Origin of the sequence: Bacillus sp. 2CMS4F (assembly GCF_023161785.1) — a bacterium.
Taxonomy (GTDB): Bacteria; Bacillota; Bacilli; order Bacillales; family Bacillaceae; genus Bacillus; species Bacillus halotolerans.
In genome coordinates this window covers 543,749-566,062 of the sequence record NZ_JALNTO010000001.1, presented here as the reverse complement: position 1 = coordinate 566,062, position 22,314 = coordinate 543,749, and the positions used below count along the sequence as shown (strand labels likewise).

The 22,314-nt window shown below is 43.2% G+C and carries 24 protein-coding genes; 19 read left to right on the top strand and 5 right to left on the bottom strand.

The window, feature by feature from the left end; translation table 11 throughout:
* Positions 1 to 15 precede the first annotated feature (15 nt).
* Entirely contained in the window at positions 16 to 333 is a 318-nt protein-coding gene (locus MTN95_RS02540) for a YlaH-like family protein (protein WP_024121276.1), read from the top strand.
* A gap of 59 nt (positions 334 to 392) precedes the next feature.
* On the opposite strand, the gene MTN95_RS02535 is transcribed toward MTN95_RS02540, so the two are convergent.
* Positions 393 to 602, bottom strand: coding sequence for a YlaI family protein (locus tag MTN95_RS02535; protein ID WP_081638297.1), 210 nt, complete (start codon positions 600 to 602; stop codon positions 393 to 395).
* A gap of 86 nt (positions 603 to 688) precedes the next feature.
* Positions 689 to 1,318 (bottom strand): YhcN/YlaJ family sporulation lipoprotein, encoded by a 630-nt coding sequence (locus MTN95_RS02530; RefSeq protein WP_024121277.1) that lies wholly within the window; start codon positions 1,316 to 1,318, stop codon positions 689 to 691.
* Between the two features lie 157 nt (positions 1,319 to 1,475).
* Here MTN95_RS02530 and MTN95_RS02525 point away from each other — a divergent pair, with 157 nt between their 5' ends.
* Positions 1,476 to 2,804: a PhoH family protein gene (locus MTN95_RS02525; protein ID WP_024121278.1), complete on the top strand. Its 1,329-nt coding sequence runs from the start codon at positions 1,476 to 1,478 to the stop codon at positions 2,802 to 2,804.
* A gap of 4 nt (positions 2,805 to 2,808) precedes the next feature.
* Here the strand turns inward: MTN95_RS02525 and MTN95_RS02520 are convergent, their stop codons facing one another.
* Positions 2,809 to 3,294 carry a hypothetical protein gene (locus MTN95_RS02520; protein ID WP_059292838.1) on the bottom strand — a complete coding sequence of 162 codons (486 nt, stop codon included), beginning with the start codon at positions 3,292 to 3,294 and terminating at the stop codon, positions 2,809 to 2,811.
* 103 nt (positions 3,295 to 3,397) lie between these two features.
* Between MTN95_RS02520 and glsA the strand changes: the two genes are divergently transcribed.
* From glsA to pyc, 4 genes are all read left to right on the top strand, one after another.
* Positions 3,398 to 4,327 (top strand): glutaminase A, encoded by a 930-nt coding sequence (gene glsA, locus MTN95_RS02515; RefSeq protein WP_248336830.1) that lies wholly within the window; start codon positions 3,398 to 3,400, stop codon positions 4,325 to 4,327.
* 97 nt (positions 4,328 to 4,424) lie between these two features.
* Positions 4,425 to 4,706, top strand: a complete 282-nt coding sequence (locus MTN95_RS02510; protein WP_003221339.1) for an Fpa/YlaN family protein — start codon at positions 4,425 to 4,427, stop codon at positions 4,704 to 4,706.
* 203 nt (positions 4,707 to 4,909) lie between these two features.
* The gene (locus MTN95_RS02505; protein ID WP_106020361.1) at positions 4,910 to 6,121 is read left to right on the top strand and encodes an FtsW/RodA/SpoVE family cell cycle protein; all 1,212 of its coding nucleotides are present in this window, start codon (positions 4,910 to 4,912) and stop codon (positions 6,119 to 6,121) included.
* Between the two features lie 74 nt (positions 6,122 to 6,195).
* The gene (gene pyc / locus MTN95_RS02500) at positions 6,196 to 9,642 is read left to right on the top strand and encodes a pyruvate carboxylase (protein WP_248336828.1); all 3,447 of its coding nucleotides are present in this window, start codon (positions 6,196 to 6,198) and stop codon (positions 9,640 to 9,642) included.
* A gap of 410 nt (positions 9,643 to 10,052) precedes the next feature.
* On the opposite strand, the gene ctaA is transcribed toward pyc, so the two are convergent.
* Positions 10,053 to 10,973 (bottom strand): heme A synthase CtaA, encoded by a 921-nt coding sequence (gene ctaA, locus MTN95_RS02495; RefSeq protein ID WP_105954175.1) that lies wholly within the window; start codon positions 10,971 to 10,973, stop codon positions 10,053 to 10,055.
* 351 nt (positions 10,974 to 11,324) lie between these two features.
* Between ctaA and cyoE the strand changes: the two genes are divergently transcribed.
* The 6 genes from cyoE (at position 11,325) to ctaG (ending at position 17,332) form a co-directional block, all read left to right on the top strand.
* Positions 11,325 to 12,242 (top strand): heme o synthase, encoded by a 918-nt coding sequence (gene cyoE / locus MTN95_RS02490; protein ID WP_044156005.1) that lies wholly within the window; start codon positions 11,325 to 11,327, stop codon positions 12,240 to 12,242.
* 240 nt (positions 12,243 to 12,482) lie between these two features.
* Entirely contained in the window at positions 12,483 to 13,553 is a 1,071-nt protein-coding gene (gene coxB / locus MTN95_RS02485; RefSeq protein ID WP_044156004.1) for a cytochrome c oxidase subunit II, read from the top strand.
* A gap of 32 nt (positions 13,554 to 13,585) precedes the next feature.
* Positions 13,586 to 15,454, top strand: coding sequence for a cytochrome c oxidase subunit I (gene ctaD, locus MTN95_RS02480; RefSeq protein ID WP_105954176.1), 1,869 nt, complete (start codon positions 13,586 to 13,588; stop codon positions 15,452 to 15,454).
* On the top strand, positions 15,454 to 16,077 hold the full coding sequence (gene ctaE, locus MTN95_RS02475) for a cytochrome c oxidase subunit III (RefSeq protein WP_010334132.1): 624 nt from the start codon (positions 15,454 to 15,456) through the stop codon (positions 16,075 to 16,077). Before ctaD ends, ctaE begins: the two co-directional genes overlap by 1 nt.
* A gap of 2 nt (positions 16,078 to 16,079) precedes the next feature.
* Positions 16,080 to 16,412: a cytochrome c oxidase subunit IVB gene (ctaF, locus tag MTN95_RS02470; protein ID WP_105954177.1), complete on the top strand. Its 333-nt coding sequence runs from the start codon at positions 16,080 to 16,082 to the stop codon at positions 16,410 to 16,412.
* A gap of 26 nt (positions 16,413 to 16,438) precedes the next feature.
* Positions 16,439 to 17,332, top strand: coding sequence for a cytochrome c oxidase assembly factor CtaG (gene ctaG / locus MTN95_RS02465; RefSeq protein ID WP_227599206.1), 894 nt, complete (start codon positions 16,439 to 16,441; stop codon positions 17,330 to 17,332).
* A gap of 32 nt (positions 17,333 to 17,364) precedes the next feature.
* On the opposite strand, the gene MTN95_RS02460 is transcribed toward ctaG, so the two are convergent.
* A complete protein-coding gene (locus MTN95_RS02460) occupies positions 17,365 to 17,727 on the bottom strand; it encodes a YugN family protein (protein ID WP_105954179.1) in 363 nt (120 codons plus the stop codon).
* Between the two features lie 139 nt (positions 17,728 to 17,866).
* Between MTN95_RS02460 and MTN95_RS02455 the strand changes: the two genes are divergently transcribed.
* The 7 genes from MTN95_RS02455 to rsmD all read left to right on the top strand — a co-directional run bounded on the left by MTN95_RS02455 (position 17,867) and on the right by rsmD (position 22,313).
* Positions 17,867 to 18,313 (top strand): CBS domain-containing protein, encoded by a 447-nt coding sequence (locus MTN95_RS02455; RefSeq protein ID WP_010334136.1) that lies wholly within the window; start codon positions 17,867 to 17,869, stop codon positions 18,311 to 18,313.
* Between the two features lie 85 nt (positions 18,314 to 18,398).
* Positions 18,399 to 19,436, top strand: a complete 1,038-nt coding sequence (locus MTN95_RS02450) for a CAP domain-containing protein (RefSeq protein WP_248336826.1) — start codon at positions 18,399 to 18,401, stop codon at positions 19,434 to 19,436.
* Positions 19,437 to 19,874: 438 nt separating this feature from the next.
* On the top strand, positions 19,875 to 20,273 hold the full coding sequence (gene ylbD, locus MTN95_RS02445) for a YlbD family protein (protein ID WP_101860695.1): 399 nt from the start codon (positions 19,875 to 19,877) through the stop codon (positions 20,271 to 20,273).
* Positions 20,274 to 20,288: 15 nt separating this feature from the next.
* A complete protein-coding gene (locus tag MTN95_RS02440) occupies positions 20,289 to 20,528 on the top strand; it encodes a YlbE-like family protein (protein WP_024121292.1) in 240 nt (79 codons plus the stop codon).
* 127 nt (positions 20,529 to 20,655) lie between these two features.
* The gene (gene ricF / locus MTN95_RS02435) at positions 20,656 to 21,105 is read left to right on the top strand and encodes a regulatory iron-sulfur-containing complex subunit RicF (RefSeq protein WP_010334140.1); all 450 of its coding nucleotides are present in this window, start codon (positions 20,656 to 20,658) and stop codon (positions 21,103 to 21,105) included.
* Between the two features lie 54 nt (positions 21,106 to 21,159).
* Positions 21,160 to 21,432 (top strand): YlbG family protein, encoded by a 273-nt coding sequence (locus tag MTN95_RS02430; RefSeq protein ID WP_024121293.1) that lies wholly within the window; start codon positions 21,160 to 21,162, stop codon positions 21,430 to 21,432.
* 323 nt (positions 21,433 to 21,755) lie between these two features.
* Positions 21,756 to 22,313, top strand: a complete 558-nt coding sequence (gene rsmD / locus MTN95_RS02425; RefSeq protein ID WP_105954181.1) for a 16S rRNA (guanine(966)-N(2))-methyltransferase RsmD — start codon at positions 21,756 to 21,758, stop codon at positions 22,311 to 22,313.
* Position 22,314 lies beyond the last annotated feature (1 nt).

Sequence of the window (22,314 nt, the reverse complement as noted above, 5' to 3'; positions counted from 1 at the left end):
GGGGAGGGAATCTTTTTGAATGACGTAAGCGAACGCCTGTCGTTCTTCGCCGCTCTATATCAAGTGGACCGGCAGCCAGCAGCAGGCATGTGGCTGCTGTATGGCACCATTTTTGTTTTAGCTGTTATTGTGTTTAAGCTTGGATTTGCAAAACGGCTTCCGGTATTAAAATCAGCAGTGGTGTACTTATTTCTGGCTTTAGGCTGCACTGTTTTGACTTTTCTCGGTGTATTTTTGCCTGTGGCAGAGGGATTGGTCGTCGCTGCATTGATTTTAATCATTTACAAAATTCGGCTGTATCAGTCGAAAAAGGAACAGTCCGCAAAATCATGAAAAAAGACTCAGCATCTTGCTGAGTCTTTTTTTTGTATTCTGTATGAATAGCTGACGCTTTATTTTTTAACTTTTTCTTTCTTCTGCTGTCCCGGGTGAAATGTGAACTTTCCGGTTTTCAGCCGTTCTTCTGTTTTTTTGGCAATTCGGTCATGGCATTCCTGGCACATATATGTATGGATCGGACGGTTTCTCAGCCGTTTCGCGATCAGGGTTTCATCATCAATCGTTTCAATTTTATCGCAAATGGAACATTGGACCCTCATCATATCACCTCTTTCACTCTAATATGCATTATATCATGGATCAGATGCTGTCCAAAATAAGAAAAAGCTAAAGCCTTAAGGGCTTTAGCTTAATCATTATTGTTCTTTTTCATATGATGATCAGATTGATCGTTTTGTTCCGTTTCCATTTCCTTCTCTTGCTTTCTGTTTAATTGATCGTTTTGCTGCTTGGTTTGCGGTTCATCCTCATCGTCAATCACATCGTTAGGCACTTCCGGAAGCACCCGGCCGACAATCGCGGCCAGTTCATCTAAAATCCCCGTAACAGGACGGCCTTCACTGATCTCTCTTCCCATTTCATTGAGACGGCTGACGGTATCAGGATCAGCAACCACAACTGCATTGGCGCCGTGCCGATCATTTTTTAAAGCCTGTGCCACAGAGTATTTGATGGTTTCGACTTTGCTTCTATCTAGGTTATCGTCTACGTCAATTCCTACTACAGCATATCCTCCAAGCACAACAGCTGTCGCATCCTTAACATCCGGCACTTTTTCTGCAACGCCGACAAGATGCTTGGCAATATCAGTTCTAGTTCCATTGTCTTTTGTTTCCTGAGATGTGTCCTTTACGTGAATCGGTTTTGTTTCCTGCTGTCTTGTTGATTCTTTTTCAATATTTTGCTCCTGTCTTCCCTGTTGAACAGCGCATGCGGACAAAATGAGTGTGAGCTGTATGATAATGAAAAGAATTCGCACTTGCGGTTTCCCTCCTTGAAATGCATTCATTAATTTTATTGTTGAATTAACCTTCTATCTTTATTCACAAAAACATATATTTTAGCAGGCATTCACCTTTTTCATCGTAAGAGAAGCAGGAAGAACTTTGACCACCCTTATATCAGGAGGCTGAGACTTGAGTAAAATTTATGTGTTAGATACGAATGTGTTATTACAGGATCCTAACGCTATTTTTTCTTTTGAAGAAAATGAAGTTGTCATCCCTGCTGTCGTTTTAGAAGAGGTTGATTCCAAGAAACGATATATGGACGAAGTTGGGAGGAATGCGAGGCACGTATCTAAGCTGATAGACGCGCTAAGACTGAAGGGGAGGCTGCATGAGAAGGTTCCGCTTGATACGGGGGGAACGCTGCGGATTGAATTGAACCACCGCTCCTTTCACCAGCTTCAAGAAATCTTTATCGAAAAAACGAATGATAATCGTATATTAGCCGTTGCTAAAAACTTAAGCCTTGAAGAAGAGACGAAGGAAGACGGTAGGCCTGTGATCCTTGTCAGCAAGGATGTATTAGTCAGAGTCAAAGCGGATGCCATCGGCCTTCTTGCTGAAGATTTCTTAAATGACAGGGTTGTGGACAATGATGAAATGTACAGCGGATATAAGGATTTATATATAAACCAGCAGCTATTTAGCTCTTTTTACGGAAAAAAACAAATTTCAGTTCAGGATATGAAGCAGCATGCATTTTACCCAAACCAGTTTGCCTTAATGAAGGATGAATTAGGAGGGTCGTCCTCTGCCGTCGGTATTGCGGATAAAACGGGCACGGTCCTAAAAAGACTTGTGTTTGATGATGAACACGTATGGGGAATCAGGCCGAGAAATGTTCAGCAGACAATGGCGTTAGAGCTTTTGCTGCGAGAAGATATTCCGCTGGTGACGCTGATCGGAAAAGCCGGAACCGGGAAAACGTTGCTTGCTTTGGCAGCGGGGCTTTTACAGACAGAAGATTTAGGGATATATAAAAAGCTGGTCGTGGCAAGGCCGATTGTTCCTGTCGGAAAGGATATCGGATACTTGCCGGGTGAAAAAGAGGAGAAGCTAAAGCCTTGGATGCAGCCGATTTTTGATAACTTAGAGTTCCTGTTTAATGCCAAGAAACCGGGAGAGCTCGAGGCGATTTTGGCGGGGATCGGTTCGATCCAGGTAGAGGCGCTGACGTATATCAGAGGGAGAAGCATTCCTGATCAATTTATAATCATTGATGAAGCGCAAAATTTGACCAGGCATGAAGTGAAAACACTTCTTACAAGAGTGGGAGAAGGCAGTAAAATTGTCTTAATGGGCGATCCTGAACAGATTGATCACCCATATTTAGACAGTCTGAATAATGGTCTGGCATATGTCGTTGAGCGGTTTAAAGGACAACCCATCTCCGGCAGTGTGAAGCTTTTAAAAGGTGAGAGATCCGGGCTTGCCCAGCTTGCCGCTGACTTGCTGTGACGATTTAAATGATGTCGATCTCTTTTATATTGGTGATTGGCTGTTTGTGATCAACTGGATCTTCAAAATAAATATGAACCGGGCCGCCTTCCTGAATCGGCTTGCCTGCCTGGCTGAAATGGACAATACTGTTCAGCGCGGTTTCAAGAGGAACGGCGGCTTTACCGGAACTTGTAATAAATACACATTGTGATGCAGAGCTGAGCGGCTCGGCATTTTTCAGCACATTTCCCAATTTCATTGCGAAGCTGCCGTTCATCAGTTTTTGTTTCTCAAATTGTTTTTCCGTCTTTAATGTAGGCGGCGCAATCCGTCCTTCTCTAATAACACGTTCAGTATCAAGGCCAGATTCATTCTCAGCCGTATGAAAATTGACTTCTTGGCCGTCCCCTTTACGGTCAAATGAAAATTTGCGATCATCAAAAATCCATACGCTCGGATCAATCGTAATCGGATATGTAACATTGCCTTTTACTTGTATAACGCTCATGGTATAACCCCCTTCTCTCAAAATTATAAAAGTTTTCGCATGAATTGTCACTTTGTGTAACAAATTATATGTATTGAGATGCTCAGGGAGCGAGGGTGGTCGCATGGTATGCCGGCATAATGACGAGCTGGAAGCGTTAGTGAAAGAAGCGAAAAAGGTGACAGACAAGGGAGAGGTGGCCAGCTACATTCCCGCTTTAGCAAAAGCTGATCAGCACGATCTCTCGGTAGCGATTTATTATTCCAATAATACTTGTCTGTCAGCGGGTGACGAAGAAAAAACATTTACTCTTCAAAGTATATCGAAAGTGCTCTCGCTTGCCCTTGTGTTAATGGAATACGGCAAGGACAGAGTCTTCAGTTATGTCGGACAGGAGCCGACCGGTGATCCGTTTAATTCAATCATTAAGCTTGAAACCGTGAATCCGAGCAAACCGCTAAATCCTATGATAAATGCCGGAGCATTGGTTGTCACCAGCTTGTTGAAAGGACAAACGTCTAAAGAGAGACTCGATTATCTCCTTTCTTTCATCAGAAAACTGACAAACAACCAAGGCATCACCTACTGCCGGGACGTAGCAGAGTCTGAATACAGCACATCTATGATTAATCGGGCGATGTGTTATTATATGAAGCAGTACGGGATTTTTGAGGATGATGTTGAAGCAGTAATGGATTTATATACGAAGCAATGTGCGATTGAGATGAACAGTCTTGATTTAGCAAAAATCGGGGCTGTGTTTGCGCTCAACGGCAGGCACCCAGAAACAGGAGAACAAGTCATTTCAAAAGATGTCGCGAGAATTTGCAAGACGTTTATGGTCACCTGCGGAATGTATAATGCAAGCGGAGAATTTGCGATTAAGGTCGGAATTCCTGCGAAAAGCGGAGTATCAGGAGGGATTATGGGCATTTCACCCTATGATTTTGGCATCGGCATTTTCGGCCCGGCTTTGGATGAAAAAGGGAACAGCATTGCAGGTGTAAAGCTTTTGAAAATAATGTCTGAAACGTACAAGCTGAGTATTTTTTAATTTATGTCATCTGTTTAAATCCTCTTGCATTTTCTGCTGATACCCTTTATGATAAATAGAAGAATTAGGTACTCGCCTGGGGAACGGAGGGATACTTTTGGCTTCAGAGATGATAGTTGACCATCGGCAAAAAGCTTTTGAGCTACTGAAAGTTGACGCTGAGAAGATTTTGAAGCTGATCCGAGTACAAATGGATAACTTAACGATGCCTCAATGTCCTCTATATGAAGAGGTATTAGATACTCAAATGTTCGGACTTTCGAGGGAAATCGATTTTGCTGTCCGCCTGGGATTGGTTGACGAAAAAGATGGAAAAGACCTTTTATACACATTAGAACGCGAATTGTCTGCTTTGCACGACGCGTTTACAGGTAAATAAATGATAAAACTCAAACTAATTAACAGTTTGGGTTTTTTTATAACCGCTTGCTTTTTTCACCGTATCATGACGGTCTCTTTTTGTGCATTTCATCCGAATCGTATAGAGAATCTTCGTGTCATTTGATAAATTGTAGTAAAATAAAAAATATAAATACATAAAAACCATAGGTAATGGAAGTTGGAAGCAGGGAAGAGGATGTTATGTTAAAAAAAATGCTAAAATCTTATGATTACTCACTGATATTCGCAATTGTTTTACTATGCGGATTCGGTTTAGTGATGGTGTACAGCTCTAGTATGATTACGGCTGTTTCTCGGTATGGGGTGAGCAGTAATTATTTTTTCATGCGGCAGCTGTTTGCTTTAATTGCAGGAGGAATCCTTTTTATTGTTATGGCCGTGTTTCCTTACAAAGCACTGGCTCATCAAAAGTTTCAAAAAGTAATGCTGCTTGCTTCTGTGTTTGCGCTTATCTCACTGTTTGTATTCGGGCATGTTGCCGGAAATGCGCAAAGCTGGTTTAAAATCGGCGGAATGAGTATCCAGCCGGGTGAATTTGTCAAGCTGGTGGTCATTTTATATCTAGCAGCTGTATATGCAAAAAAACAAAGCTATATTGATCACCTGTTAACGGGAGTTGCGCCTCCTGTGGTGATGACGGTTATTATTTGCGGTTTAATTGCCATGCAGCCTGATTTTGGTACAGCGATGATTATCGCCATAATAGCAACGTGTATGATTTTGTGCTCTGGTTTCAGCGGAAAGACGCTGGCAAGGCTAGTTTTGCTGGGCGGAATTGTTTTAATCCTGGTCAGCCCGCTTATTTATTTAAATAAGGATGACATTTTAACTAAAGGGCGTTTAGCTCGTTTTGAGAGTCTGGAAGATCCCTTTAAATATGCGGATTCATCTGGTTTGCAAGTGATCAATTCTTATTATGCGATTGGGTCGGGCGGTATTTTCGGTCTCGGACTCGGTGAAAGTATCCAAAAATACGGGTATCTTCCAGAGTCCCATACTGACTTTATCATGGCCGTGATTGCTGAAGAACTTGGCATTTTTGGGGTATTGTTTGTTGTTTTCCTGCTGGGCTTTATCGTATTAAAAGGTTTCTATATTGCGAGAAAATGCGAGGACCCGTTTGGAAGTCTTCTGGCAATCGGCATTTCTAGCATGATTGCCGTACAATCGTTTATTAACCTTGGCGGTGTCAGCGGACTAATTCCGATTACGGGTGTTACGCTGCCATTTATCAGTTACGGAGGATCTTCTTTACTGCTATTATTGGGAAGCATGGGGATATTAATCAACATCAGCATGTTTGTGAAATACTCAGAGAATAAGAAAAAGAGAGAGTCCTTGGCGCCAAAGGGAATGAAAAAGAAGCAGCTTGAAAAAACTGTTTATCTGTAAAAAACAAGTGTGTACACGTGAAGGATATTCCGATATGATAGATTATATTCCATTCGGGTAAGGGGGAAAAAAGTTTGTCACAGCAATCGATACAAAAAGTGTTAGTAGCAAACAGGGGAGAAATTGCAATCCGTATATTCCGCGCTTGTACAGAATTGAATGTTCGTACAGTTGCGGTTTATTCAAAAGAAGATTCCGGTTCTTATCATCGTTACAAAGCCGATGAAGCGTACCTGGTTGGCGAAGGGAAAAAACCAATTGATGCCTACCTGGATATTGAAGGTATTATTGATATTGCGAAAAGAAACAAGGTGGATGCGATCCACCCGGGATATGGTTTCTTATCTGAAAATATACATTTCGCAAGGCGCTGTGAAGAAGAAGGCATCGTGTTCATTGGTCCGACTTCTGAACATTTAGATATGTTTGGTGATAAGGTAAAAGCGCGTGAGCAGGCGGAAAAAGCCGGAATTCCTGTTATACCAGGAAGCGACGGCCCTGCAGAAACGCTTGAAGCAGTCGAACAATTCGGACAAACTCACGGTTATCCGATTATTATTAAAGCTTCTCTTGGCGGCGGCGGCCGCGGCATGAGAATTGTCAGAAGCGAAAGTGAAGTCAAAGAAGCATATGAACGTGCGAAATCAGAGGCAAAAGCAGCCTTTGGCAATGATGAAGTATATGTAGAGAAACTGATTGAAAACCCTAAGCATATTGAGGTCCAGGTTATTGGAGACAATCAGGGAAACGTGATTCATCTATTTGAACGGGATTGTTCTGTTCAAAGACGCCACCAAAAGGTAATCGAAGTAGCACCGAGCGTTTCGCTGTCAACTGAATTGAGAGACCAAATTTGTGAAGCTGCTGTTGCGCTTGCTAAAAACGTGAACTATATAAATGCTGGTACGGTTGAATTCCTTGTCGCGAACAACGAGTTTTATTTTATAGAAGTAAATCCGCGTGTCCAAGTTGAGCATACAATTACGGAAATGATTACCGGTGTTGATATTGTGCAGACACAGATACTTGTTGCCCAAGGCCACAGCCTACATAGCAAAAAAGTCAACATTCCGGAGCAGAAGGACATTTTTACAATCGGCTATGCGATTCAGTCACGGGTAACGACTGAAGATCCGCAAAATGATTTTATGCCTGACACAGGGAAAATCATGGCTTACCGTTCAGGCGGAGGCTTTGGTGTTCGTCTTGATACAGGAAACAGCTTCCAAGGCGCCGTTATTACGCCATATTACGATTCACTGCTCGTTAAGCTTTCAACTTGGGCTTTGACGTTTGAACAGGCAGCGGCCAAAATGGTTCGAAACCTTCAGGAGTTTAGAATCAGAGGAATTAAAACAAACATTCCGTTCCTTGAAAATGTCGCAAAGCATGAAAAGTTTCTGACAGGACAATATGATACGTCTTTCATTGATACAACGCCTGAGTTGTTTAATTTCCCTAAGCAGAAAGACCGCGGAACAAAAATGCTTACTTATATCGGGAATGTGACCGTGAATGGTTTCCCTGGAATCGGCAAAAAAGAAAAACCGGCGTTTGACAAGCCGTTAGCTGTAAAAGTCGACGTTGATCAGCAGCCTGCAAGAGGAACAAAACAGATTCTAGATGAAAAAGGCGCTGAAGGGCTTGCAAATTGGGTTAAGGAACAGAAAACTGTTCTATTAACTGATACAACATTCCGGGATGCCCATCAGTCTTTACTGGCGACTAGATTCAGATCACATGATTTGAAAAAAATCGCTAATCCGACGGCTGCGTTATGGCCGGAGCTGTTCAGCATGGAAATGTGGGGAGGCGCGACCTTCGATGTAGCCTACCGCTTCCTGAAGGAAGATCCATGGAAGCGTCTGGAGGACCTCCGCAAGGAAGTGCCGAATACGCTGTTCCAGATGCTGCTTCGCTCCTCAAACGCTGTCGGCTATACGAATTATCCGGATAATGTGATTAAGGAATTTGTGAAGCAATCTGCTCAATCTGGTATTGATGTTTTCCGTATTTTCGACAGCTTAAACTGGGTAAAAGGGATGACGTTAGCCATCGATGCCGTTCGGGATTCAGGTAAAGTGGCTGAAGCGGCAATTTGTTATACAGGTGATATTCTTGATAAAACCCGTACAAAATATGATCTCGCTTATTATACCTCTATGGCGAAGGAGCTTGAGGCTGCAGGGGCCCATATTCTCGGAATTAAAGATATGGCAGGCCTGTTAAAACCGCAAGCTGCATATGAGCTGGTGTCTGCGCTGAAAGAAACGATCAATATTCCGGTTCACCTTCATACGCATGATACGAGCGGCAACGGAATTTATATGTATGCAAAAGCAGTAGAAGCAGGCGTTGATATCGTGGACGTGGCGGTCAGCTCAATGGCGGGCTTAACATCGCAGCCTAGCGCGAGCGGATTTTACCATGCGATGGAAGGCAACTCCCGCCGTCCGGAAATGAACGTGCAAGGCGTGGAATTACTATCCCAGTATTGGGAATCAGTTCGTAAATATTATAGTGAATTTGAAAGCGGGATGAAGTCTCCGCATACTGAAATTTATGAGCATGAAATGCCTGGAGGCCAATACAGTAACCTGCAGCAGCAGGCGAAGGGAGTAGGCCTGGGCGATCGCTGGAACGAAGTCAAAGAGATGTACAGGCGAGTAAATGATATGTTCGGTGATATCGTGAAGGTTACGCCTTCCTCTAAAGTAGTCGGGGATATGGCGCTGTACATGGTGCAAAATAACCTGACTGAAAAGGACATTTACGAAAAAGGCGAATCATTAGATTTCCCTGATTCTGTTATTGAGCTTTTCAAAGGAAATATTGGACAGCCTCATGGCGGATTCCCGGAAAAACTTCAAAAGCTCATTTTAAAAGGGCAGGAGCCGATCACAGTGAGACCGGGAGAACTGCTTGAGCCGGTATCCTTTGAAGCGATCAAACAGGAGTTTAAAGAGCAGCATAATCTGGAGATCTCAGACCAGGATGCTTTGGCGTACGCCCTTTATCCTAAAGTCTTCTCTGATTATGTAAAAACTGCTGAAAGCTATGGAAATATTTCGGTATTAGATACTCCGACCTTCTTCTATGGCATGACATTAGGCGAAGAAATAGAAGTGGAAATTGAACGCGGGAAAACGCTGATCGTCAAACTGATTTCAATCGGTGAACCTCAGCCGGATGCAACTCGTGTGATCTATTTCGAACTGAACGGCCAGCCGCGTGAAGTGGTCATAAAGGACGAAAGCATTAAGTCTTCCGTTCAGGAAAGATTAAAAGCAGACCGTACAAATCCAAGTCATATTGCAGCTTCTATGCCTGGAACTGTCATCAAGGTACTGACAGAAGCGGGTGCCAAAGTTGATAAAGGTGATCATTTGATGATCAACGAAGCCATGAAAATGGAAACAACGGTTCAGGCGCCATTCTCAGGAACAATCAAACAGATTCATGTGAAAAATGGAGAGCCGATCCAAACGGGAGATCTGCTTCTCGAAATTGAAAAAGCATAATCAAAAAAGAGTGTATATCATTTGATATACACTCTTTTTTAGTGAAAAACGAGATATGAACGTGCAGCTGCTGCAACGAGCGGGGGCTGTTTCAAATGTGTGTGAAGGGCGCATTGGTTGTCTGCTCGCGGGTGCAGGAATGAGAAAAGCTGATGCTTAATAAGCTTCGTATAATTACGGCTTCTTTTCTGGTGAGAATGAATTGACTTCTTGGGGGAAAGTTAATTTAATTAAAATCCTGTCCCTAACATCGATTGAGCAGCGTGTTTAGAATACATCATCGCCCGAGATTATCCAAACCTTATATAAATCATCAAGTTCAGTATGCAAACCGAAAGTTGAAATATATGAAGCTGCCGAAATGGAATCATAAAAAAGACCAAAGCGTATAAGAGCTTTGGTCTTGTGTCTTATGCCCGTCTTGATTCGTAACGAAAGCGTGCAATCAATAATAAGAAGTAGCATAAAACCCCAAACAGGCAGGCAATAAAAAATGAGTGCGCAAGCGCAAAGCCCAGCGCCAGTTCAGAATACACGATCATAATGCCGGATAGTGCCTGTAACGTGATAAAAATAAGACACGAAATCCAGCCCCAAAAGATTTGCTTTTGTTCTTTATAGGAAGTAATCGCATGAACAGCGGCAACGATAATCCATACAAACAGGAGCAAGGCTGCAGTTCTGTGCCCCATTTGCACCCATTCGTGGAATTGGGTCGGAAGTCCATTGTTCAGCGGGCTGCACAGCGGCACATCAGGACACGCCAGACTGGATTCTGTATGTCTTACGTATGCGCCAGTATACACAACGATATAGGAATATATCAAAATACCTATCATGTGAAATTGCATTTTCTTGCCGATTTGAAGCGGTTTGACCAGTTTTCTGGCTGATTTATCAGCTTCAAATATAAGCAAAGTTAATATTAAAACAGACGCAAAAGAAATGAGTGAAATCCCAAAATGTAGCGCCATAATAAGCGCGTTTGAACCGAACACGACAGCCAACGCGCCAAGCAGTGCCTGAAGAAACAAAAAGATAATGGACATGATGGCGAGAAACGTTGTTTCACGGAAAACAGGTGTGATTTTTCTCCATGACCAAAAGGCAAGGCTTAATACAAGAATAATTGAGATGCCGCTTGCGAATCTGTGGCTCCATTCAATAATAGAAGCGGGATTCAGTTCAGGGAAGAAACGCCCGTGGCACAGCGGCCACTGTCTGCCGCATCCTTGGCCTGAACCTGTTTTAGTAACGAGGGCTCCCCCGATTAAAACAATAAGCATCACAAATGTTGTCAAAACACCGAGAGCTTTTAATGCTTTATTCATACAATATTCACCTTCTTAACAAACTGCTGCAATTTTTTATACGTACCAAGTGTAAGCGAATATGTGTTTTGTGGCAATTCTTAGAGCCCTTTGTTCACAAAAATATAATAGAATCACGACTTCTGGAAATGTATACTTGATTATTCATGCCGGGTCTGATAGAAATAAGGTAAACGCATTATCGAATTGGCGTTTGCCTTCATCTTTGGTAAAATTCATAAAAAGTTCACAAATAAATTCCTGTTTCTCGTTTAATATTTAATAGGATGTTTTTTTACAAGTTGTTATCTTGTATGATAGAGTTGCAGGTTATTATAAACCTGCGTTAGGTTTGTAAGGGAGGTTTACGTTATGGCTAACTCCAGAATCTTAAATGATACAGCTATAGACGGACAAATTGAAGAAACAACGGCATGGAAAGATTTTCTGTCCCTCATTAAAATAGGGATCGTAAATTCTAATCTCATCACAACTTTTACTGGAATGTGGCTTGCTTTTCATATTTCCGGTTTAAGCTTTTTAGGCAATATAAACACCGTTCTTCTTACTTTATTTGGATCATCTTTGATTATTGCGGGGTCCTGTGCGATCAATAACTGGTATGACCGGGACATTGACCATATCATGGAGCGTACAAAAGTAAGACCGACGGTTACGGGTAAAATTCAGCCGAATCAGGCATTATGGTCTGGAATTTTGCTTGTTGCTTTAGGATTGATCATGCTGCTCATGACCACTGTGATGGCTGCTGTTATTGGTTTTATCGGAGTATTTACTTATGTTGTCCTGTACACAATGTGGACGAAACGCCGCTATACGATTAACACAGTAGTAGGAAGTGTTTCCGGAGCGGTGCCGCCTCTGATTGGATGGACGGCAGTAGAAGGAAATATCGGCGTCGTGGCATGGGTATTATTTATGATTTTATTCATTTGGCAGATTCCTCACTTCTTATCGCTTGCCATTAAGAAAACTGAGGACTACAGAGCCGCGAATATCCCAATGCTTCCTGTTGTATACGGATTTGAAGTAACGAAAAGACAAATTATTGTATGGGTTGCGTGCCTGATGCCGCTTCCATTCTTTTTAGGAAGCCTCGGTCTTCCGATTGTGATTCTCGGCTTGCTGTTAAATATCGGCTGGCTGATTCTTGGCTTGATGGGCTTCCGTTCAAAAAATATCATGAAGTGGGCGACGCTGATGTTCGTTTACTCACTGAATTACATGACAATCTATTTCGTTGCAATGGTTGTCTTTACGCTTTTCTAAAAAATAGATACATTGCTTGTTTTATCGCTTCAAAATAAACGATGACAACTAGTAAATGCCGCCTTGACCTTTTGTTTAATCAGGCGGCTTTACTTTTATACATAGATGGCATTTTGAGTAAAAAAACTCATAATTTAAGAGAAGAGGAAATGTAAGTGCTTTATTTCGAGGCGGGCTGGATTGCGTTAAGAATCAATCTATTCTCCGCCGTTGTATTGACCAGAAAAGGGGTTGGGTGAAATGGTAAAGCATTGGCGTCTTATCTCATTATTAGCCTTAGTGCCGCTTCTGTTAAGCGGATGTGGAAAACCTTTTTTATCCACGCTCAAGCCTGCTGGCGAGGTGGCTGATAAACAGTATGACCTGACAGTGCTCAGTACATTGATTATGGTTGTTGTCGTAGCAGTCGTATCTGTTATCTTCTTTTATGTGATTGTGAGATTCAGAAGGTCGCGGGTTGGGGAGAACACGATACCAAAACAGGTGGAAGGGAATAAATTTTTAGAAATCACATGGACAGTGATCCCTATTTTGCTGCTCATCATTCTTGTTATCCCTGTCGTATTATATACGCTTGAACTCGCAGATACATCACCTATGGATAAGAAAAACCGCAAAGCCGAGGATGCTCTCGTTGTCAATGTCAGAGCAAATTTGTATTGGTGGGAGTTCGAGTATCCTGATTACGGCATTATCACAAGCCAGGAGCTGATCGTACCGACAGACCAGCGGGTTTATTTCAGTTTAAAAGCCTCTGATGTAAAACATTCTTTCTGGATCCCTTCAGCAGGAGGAAAAATCGATACCAATACTGATAACGAAAATACGTTCTTCTTAACCTTCGATTCAAAACGCAGCAAAGAGGCGGGAGATACGTTCTTTGGAAAGTGCGCTGAGCTTTGCGGGCCTTCACACGCACTCATGGATTTTAAAGTAAAGGCGCTTTCTGCGAAAGAATTCCAGTCATGGACAAAAGATATGAAAAACTATAAGACGGCAGCAGAAAGTGATTTGGCTAAGCAGGGGGAAGAGCTGTTCAAAGAGAAGAACTGCCTGAGCTGCCATGCGGTGGAGCCAAATGATAAGCGTGCAGAGGCAGCAAGAACGGCGCCAAACCTTGCTACTTTCGGTGAAAGGACAAAAGTGGCAGGGGTGAAGGATGCGAATAAAGAAAATGTGAAAGCCTGGCTGAAAGACCCTGAGAGCATAAAGCCGGGGAACAAAATGACAGGAACATATCCGAAGCTTTCAGACAGTGAAATGGACGCGCTTTATGAATACTTAAAAGGCTTGAAAGCAGAAAGCAAGTAGGGAAGAAAGGGAGATATTGGGGGAGGTCACATATGTTGAATGCGCTTACAGAAAAACGGACGCGCGGATCTATGCTTTGGGATTATTTGACGACGGTGGACCATAAAAAAATCGCGATACTTTATTTAATCGCAGGGGGATTCTTCTTTCTTGTCGGGGGAATTGAAGCGATGTTTATCAGAATCCAGCTTGCAAAGCCGGAAAATGCTTTTCTCAGTGCTCAAGCGTACAATGAAGTAATGACGATGCACGGGACGACAATGATCTTTTTGGCTGCGATGCCGCTTTTATTTGCTTTGATGAATGCGGTTGTCCCATTGCAGATCGGGGCGCGGGATGTTTCGTTTCCATTTTTAAACGCGCTTGGTTTTTGGCTCTTCTTTTTCGGCGGTATTTTCTTAAACTTAAGCTGGTTTTTGGGAGGAGCGCCAGATGCAGGATGGACGTCATATGCCTCGCTTTCGCTTCATTCCAAAGGGCACGGCATAGACTTTTTCGTCCTTGGCCTGCAAATATCCGGACTGGGGACGCTGATAGCCGGGATTAACTTTTTGGCCACGATTATTAACATGAGGGCTCCCGGCATGACGTACATGAGGCTGCCTTTGTTTACATGGACGACATTTGTGGCGTCGGCATTGATTTTGTTTGCGTTTCCGCCGCTTACGGTTGGTTTGGCTCTTATGATGCTGGATCGGCTGTTCGGCACAAATTTCTTTAATCCAGAGCTTGGCGGTAACACGATTATTTGGGAACATTTATTTTGGATATTCGGACATCCGGAAGTTTATATTCTAATTTTGCCTGCTTTCGGCATTTTCTCAGAGGTCATCCCTGTGTTTTCCAGAAAGCGATTGTTTGGATATTCTTCAATGGTTTTTGCGATCGTGCTTATTGGTTTTCTTGGCTTTATGGTTTGGGTGCACCACATGTTTACGACAGGTCTCGGACCGATTGCGAACGCAATCTTTGCAGTTGCTACAATGGCAATCGCGATTCCGACCGGGATTAAGATATTTAACTGGCTGCTGACGATTTGGGGAGGAAATGTGAAGTACACGACGGCCATGCTGTATGCCGTCTCATTTATCCCGTCCTTTGTGCTTGGTGGTGTGACAGGTGTCATGCTGGCTGCGGCAGCTGCAGATTACCAGTTCCATGATACGTATTTTGTTGTGGCGCACTTTCACTATGTCATTATAGGCGGAGTCGTATTCGGGCTATTAGCCGGTGTTCATTTCTGGTGGCCGAAAATGTTCGGTAAAATTCTGCATGAAACAATGGGGAAAATTTCATTTGTTTTGTTTTTTATCGGTTTCCATCTTACTTTTTTCATCCAGCACTTTGTCGGTTTAATGGGAATGCCGCGCCGTGTGTATACCTTCTTGCCAGGCCAGGGCCTTGAAACCGGCAACTTGATCAGTACAATCGGGGCGTTTTTTATGGCAGCAGCAGTTATCCTCCTGCTTGTCAATGTCATATGGACTTCGGTGAAGGGCGAATATGTCGGAGATGATCCATGGCATGACGGACGTACGCTTGAATGGGCTGTTTCGTCACCGCCGCCTGAATATAATTTTAAACAGCTTCCATTTGTCAGAGGGCTTGACCCGCTGTGGATCGAGAAGCAGGCGGGACACAAATCTATGACGCCGGCTGAACCGGTTGATGATATCCATATGCCAAACGGTTCAATTCTGCCGCTGATCATTTCCTTCGGTCTCTTTGTCGCTGCCTTTGGTCTCTTGTATAGAACCGAGCACGCTTGGGGCCTGCCGGTAATCTTTATCGGACTTGGCATTACATTTTTTACAATGCTGCTCCGTTCATTGATTGATGATCACGGCTATCATATTCACAAAGAGGAACTGCCGAACGATGATAAAGGGGTGAAGGCGTAATGCAAATTGAAGAAAAATTCACCGCAGAGACCTTTCCAGCTTCTCCCGAAAAAGCAACACTGGAAGGGAAAAATAAATTTTTAGGATTTTGGCTTTTTCTTGGGGGAGAGACTGTTTTGTTCGCGTCTCTCTTCGCCACTTTTCTTGCACTACGGAATTCAAACGCCGGTGACCCGCCTACGACAGAAATGTTTGATGTCACACTCGTTTTTATCGCCACAATGCTCTTATTAACGAGCAGTTTAACGAGTGTGTATGCGATGTACCATATGAAAAACTTTTCATTTGGCAAAATGCAGCTCTGGCTGGGAATTACCTTGTTATTGGGTGCGGGATTTTTAGGCTTGGAAATTTATGAATTTAAGCATTACACACATGAGTTTGGCTTTACCATCACAAGCTCGGCGCTTGGCTCATCGTTTTATACGCTTGTCGGCACACATGGTGCACACGTGGCGTTTGGCCTTTTGTGGATCAGTACGCTGATGATCCGCAATGCAAAAAGGGGCTTAAGCTTATATACAGCGCCTAAGTTTTACGTGGCCAGTCTTTACTGGCATTTTATTGATGTCGTGTGGGTCTTTATCTTTACCGTTGTATATTTAATGGGGATGGTGGGATAAACATGGTCGATAAAAAAAGCAGAGGACATATCAGCAGCGACCTTGAATATAAGAAAAAGAAGCATGCTCAGGAGATGAAATATCAAGTCATGTCTTTTGGCCTGATGATCGGTCTTACGCTCGTTGCATTTCTGACTGTGGCAACAGACGGCATCGGCAGCTGGTTTACGATTCCTTTCATTATACTGCTTGCGGCTGTTCAAGTGATATTTCAGCTGTATTACTTCATGCATATGAATCAGAAAGGGCATGAAGCGCCGGCATTGTTTCTGTATTCAGGCATGTTTGTCGCGTTCATTACGGTGCTTGCGTTTGTTACAATTATATGGTGGTAATTTGAGCAGCCGCCGGAGGTGAAGACATGAATCAGTTAGACGTGTTTGGGTTTCGCGCCATGTGGAGCCCTTATCTTTTTTGTATCCTTTTAGGCATCACGGTGCTTTACATCTTTTTTTACAGACGGTTGACTTCAAAGCCTAACCGTATCACGGGTAAAGAAATGGCCTGTTTTCTGTCGGCGATGCTGTTTTTATATGCAGCCGAAGGAAGCCCGGTTGATCTGCTCGGACATATTATGTTCAGCGCCCATATGGTGCAGATGGCTGTTTTGTATTTAGTGGTTCCGCCTTTATTAATCGCAGGGATTCCCGCATGGGCCTGGGAAAAAATGATTTTTCGGCCTGCCATTAAACCGTTTTTTACATTTTTCTCTACACCTTTAATTGCATTGCTTTTATTTAACGGCATTTTTTCTCTATATCATGTGCCGCTAATATTTGATACTGTCAAAACGGATACGCTTTACCATGCGTTAATGACTTGGCTCATCTTCGTGTTAGCGTTTTTTATGTGGTGGCCGCTCGTACACAAGGTGGCTCGGCTCCCGCAGCTCAGCGGTTTGATGAAGCTGGGCTATATTATGGCGGACGGTATGCTGCTCACGCCTGCTTGTGCACTGATCATGTTTAGCGGCACGCCGTTATATGCCACTTATACCGATCCGTCTGCCTGGGCGGAAGCCATGAAGCTTTGTGTTCCTGCGGATATGCTGGGACAGGTTCCGTTAACAGGACCGGAAATGTTTAACACACTTCCTTTGTTAGAGGATCAGCAGCTCGGGGCAGTTATGATGAAAATCATTCAGGAAATTGTGTACGGGGCTTTTTTGGCTATTGTCTTTTTCCAATGGGTGAAGAAGGAAAGGGAAAAGGATGGACAGGAGGAGCCCCCTTATATTCAGCAGACGATATCATAAAAGGTACAGCGGCAATGGCTGTACCTTTTTTATTACATTTGAACTGTTTTCAGCATGTCGGAGATGTCCTGGATGAGTGCCTTGCTTTTGGTCACAACCTGCACTGGGAATTCTTCTGTTTCTCCGTATTCCACTCCGTGCGGGTAATAGTGTTTTCCTAATAGAGGGGGCATTAATTGAATAACGGCGCGGCCGCTTCCGACATCGCCCTCTGTCGCAATGCCTTGAACCCGCAGGTAAAACGTTCCCTCAATCGTCGAAAACTTTCTGTCATAGGTCACTCTTTCATAATCCCATTGACCGGCTCTGATGAGTCCCTTGCTTTCCATCAAATCGTCCAAGAGGCTGAGTTCAGCCTTTACCCCTTCAAGTTCGCTATCAGTAAACTTCAACACTGACCCCTCCTTATAAAAATTACCTTTCCTGACAATCATAGTATGAAAGCGTTAAACTTTCAATGAATCTTCTTCTTTTGAAAGTATGCAATAATGAAAATTTGACGAAAATATCACTAGATAAAAGGAGGTTTTACGGATGACAAAAATAAAAGATCTGATGACAGCTGACTTGCAATATTGCACGGTATTAGATAATGTATATGAAGCTGCGGTAAAGATGAAAGACGCGGATGTAGGAGCCATTCCGGTAGTTGATGAGGATGGAGAAACACTGGTCGGCATCGTAACCGATCGTGATCTGGTGTTAAGAGGCATCGCCTCAAAAAGGCCAAACTCGCAAAAAATCACTGACGCTATGACTGAAAAACCTGTCAGTGTTGAAGAGGACGCGCCAGTTGATGAGGTTCTTCATTTAATGGCATCCCATCAGCTCAGGCGCATACCTGTAACCAAAAACAACAAGCTGACTGGTATTGTCACGCTTGGCGATCTTTCCTTATCTGAACAAACAAATGAACGTGCCGGCAGTGCTTTATCAGATATTTCAGAGGACGAAAACAGAGAGCAAGGCTTTTTGCATTAACACATAAATCTTTGACATGTTAAATAGGCTGTATTGTAATGAAAAATAAGGCAAGACATGCAATTCACATCACGGGGGTGATAGATTGAAAAATATATTAAGAGCCATGGTTATCCTCTTGATTATTTGCGGAACTTATGTTCTGTTTATTCAATATGGATCTGTTCCTGAAAAAAAATCAAATGACAGTGAGCCTCAAGTGTCTAATGAGGAAGCGCAAAGCGGCAAACGAATACATATGCCGACTTCAGGGTTATTGTCCTTTATGGGCAAGTCCGCCGATGATGTAAAGAAAAAACTTGGGGAACCGGAACGTATTGACCCCTCGGCTTATGATTACGAATGGTGGGTTTACAATCAGGGAAAAGACCAGTATGTGCAAATCGGGATGCTGCACAATAAAGTGGTCACATTATTTGCGTCGGGAAATGATATTAACGCAAAGCCCTTCAAAATCGGTGAGTCAACGGGAGAAGTATTTAAGACAACCCAGGTGGCTCCGTTTGTAAATGTAGAGTATAAAGGAAATTCCTATCGGTTTGAGTTTTCGGAAGAGGACATCAACACCAGACCGACTGTAAAAGTGGGGAAGATGTACGTCCAGCTGTATATGGACAAATTTGAAGGAAAGCTATCCAGCATCAGGGCGTTTGATGCGCAAACCTTTGTCAAGCAAAGACCTTATGAGGTAGTGTACCGCGGTGAGTTAGTAGAACCGCAAACCGTTACGGAAGATAAGTGGAAAGAGATCCAATCAACGAGTGAAAAGCAAATACTCGATTTGACCAATGTTATTCGTGTCAAACATGGGTTAGCTAAGCTTGAGTGGGATCAGCCGACGGCCGAAGTGGCTTTTGGCCACAGTGAGGACATGAAAGAAAACAACTATTTCTCCCATGTATCAAAGAAATACGGCACGCTGAAGGACCGCTTAGAAAAAGGGGATGTCGACTTTGAGCAAGCGGGAGAAAATATCGCGTACAATTATGTGGACGGTCCGGCTGCTGTAGAAGGCTGGCTGAATAGTGAAGGCCATCGAAAAGCGCTTCTACATTCAGACTACACGCACCTTGGCGTCGGTGTAGACCGGAAGTATTACACTCAAAACTTTATTAAACGCTGAAATCAGCCGCGGACAACAGGTTCTGCGGCTTTTTATTGTTTCTGCAAAGGCTTTAGAACAAGGCGATTGCAGCAGACGAAGCTTTCTCAATGGATACTGTGAGTGACATTACCAAAAAAATGAACTTTTAAGGAGCTGAAGCTGGATCAACGTGTTGCTGCCCGGCTCTTTTTTGATGAGGAGACTTTAAGACCGGCCGGTGTCGATTAAGGATCTTGTTCTGACGGGCTTTGGAATGCGGCATCCCAAACATTTGCAAAGGCAGGAATCTTGATTTCAGGAACAATTAAAGCCCCAGCTTTATCGGGGGAGGAAGCTTCTGTTAATCTGCGCTTCTTGTTTTACGAGAAAATGATTTTTCGATGAATATTAGGCGAACACAATGGCTTACAAACCGATACATTGTAGTAGGTATATTTTTCGGAGGGGGTGAGGATTGTGGCGAATCAACATGCCAATCATTCAATTAATGACTTTAAACAATTCGTTAAAAAACATCCCAAGCTGATCAAAGAAGTGCGCAAAGAACAAAGAAGCTGGCAGGACGTGTACGAAAATTGGGTCCTTTTCGGAGAGAAAGACCCAATTTGGGACCCGTACAGAGAACCGGAGGAAGCCGCAGAAGCGGTACCCGAAACATCAGAAAAAAATGATTTTGTTTCTAAAATGGTTACAGCTGTGAAAAAGATGGATGTCAATCAAATGAATGAACAGATCAATAAAATGAGCCAATCGATCTCATCGTTGCAAAGCCTTCTCAACACATTTTCCGGAAGCGGACAGAAGCAATCTCAGCCAGGACCCGGACAGCATCCTTTTTCTTTTCGGAAGGATTAATAAAGGAGAGCTTATATGCGCAAAGACGTTCAGGAATTTATTTTAGCAGATAAAGAACGAAAACGATTCTTAAGAGAACAGCCGATATGGTACCGGAGGCTTGCGAGAAAGCCGGATGACCTGGCTTCATTTCAGCTTGAGATGATGAATTTTTACGAAAAAACCATTCCGCATCGGGTGAATCAATTTACGAACGGGATTCAAATGGCGCAAATGATGATGCAAATGTTCCAAGCGATGCGGACAAAAGATTAAAAGACCCGAAAATGGGTCTTTTTCATTGTGTAAACTAGGGAGGCTTTTACAACTCCATTTTTAAGTGCGGCTAAGCATTTTCCAATTGGCTGGTTTCATGGTAAACTAACAACTGGAGGTGCGTGCTATGTATGCGACGATGGAATCCGTGCGGCTTCAAAGTGAAGCTCAGCAGCTTGCCGAGATGATTCTGCAGTCGGAGACGGCTGAGAACTACCGCAATTGTTACAAGCGTCTCCAGGAAGATGAAGAGGCAGGGCGGATTATTCGTTCTTTTATCAAAATAAAAGAGCAATATGAGGATGTGCAGCGTTTTGGCAAATATCATCCTGACTATAGAGAAATATCCCGAAAAATGAGGGAGATCAAACGGGAGCTCGACCTGAACGATAAGGTGGCCGACTTCAAAAAAGCAGAGACGGAACTGCAGTCTATTCTTGATGAAATCAGCGTTGAAATTGGGACAGCTGTATCAGAGCATATTAAAGTTCCGACTGGGAATCCTTATTTTGACGGTTTGTCTTCATGCGGAGGCGGCTGCGGATCAGGCGGCGGCTGCGGATGCAAAGTGTCATGACGAGACTGGCCGTCTCGTCTTTTACATATAAGAGAAATCAGGCAGGTGAATGTATTGGAGAATAGACGCCAGGGCATGATTGTGTATCTTCATTCTTTAAAGCAAAGCAAAATGCTGAGAAAGTTCGGAAATGTGCATTATGTGTCAAAACGCTTAAAATATGTCGTGCTGTATTGTGATATGGGCCAAATTGAAAAAACAATGGACAAGATCTCATCTTATTCTTTTGTTAAGAAAGTTGAGCCTTCATATAAACCGTTTTTAAAATTGGAATTTGAGTCAAAGCTTGATAAAGCAAAAGAATATGATTATAAAATCGGAATATAGCTGTATAAAAAAATCCCCGCAGGTTTCTGCGGGGTCCTTCTATTCCTTAACAAGTTAAGGAGAAGGCAAAGGGAGAGGAGAAACCGGAGGAAGAACTTATGGGGAAACGTAAGTCTTCTCCGCGGTTGGCAACAACATCCTCTGGATGCTGTTGCTTATAGTATGGACAATGATCATTCCGCTTATACACTTGTATATGAAGATTAGCGCTCATTGTTTGAAAGAATGCTTTATGATAAGATAGGATTGGCTTTTTTCTTATACATAACGGCGTCCGGCCGAACAAGGAAACAAAATAGCTTTTAGAAAAAGTGGTGTGGAACATGAGAGTAATTTCTGGATCAAAAAAAGGCCGTTCACTAAAGGCAGTGCCGGGAACATCAACGAGACCGACAACCGATAAAGTGAAGGAATCCATTTTCAATATGATTGGCCCTTATTTTGATGGGGGCAGGGGGCTTGACTTATTCGCAGGAAGCGGAGGTCTTGGTATTGAAGCGCTTTCACGAGGGTTTGAGCATTGTGTATTTGTTGACCGTGATTTTAAAGCGATTCAAACGGTGAAATCGAACTTGAAAACATTAGAGCTTACAGCATATGCAGATGTGTACCGTAATGATGCGGAACGTGCTTTGCACGCAGCTGCGAAAAGAGAAGCGGGCTTTCACGGGATTTTTCTTGATCCTCCGTATAAGGAACAAAAACTGAAGGCGCTCTTAAGTGTGATAGACGAACAACAAATGCTGGAGGATGGCGGCTTTATCGTCGCAGAGCATGACAAAGACGTCGAGCTTCCCGAAGCAGTAGGTGATCTAGTGATAACAAGAAAAGAAACCTACGGCCTGACAGGGGTGGCGATCTATAAAAAGAGGGGGTTGTGAT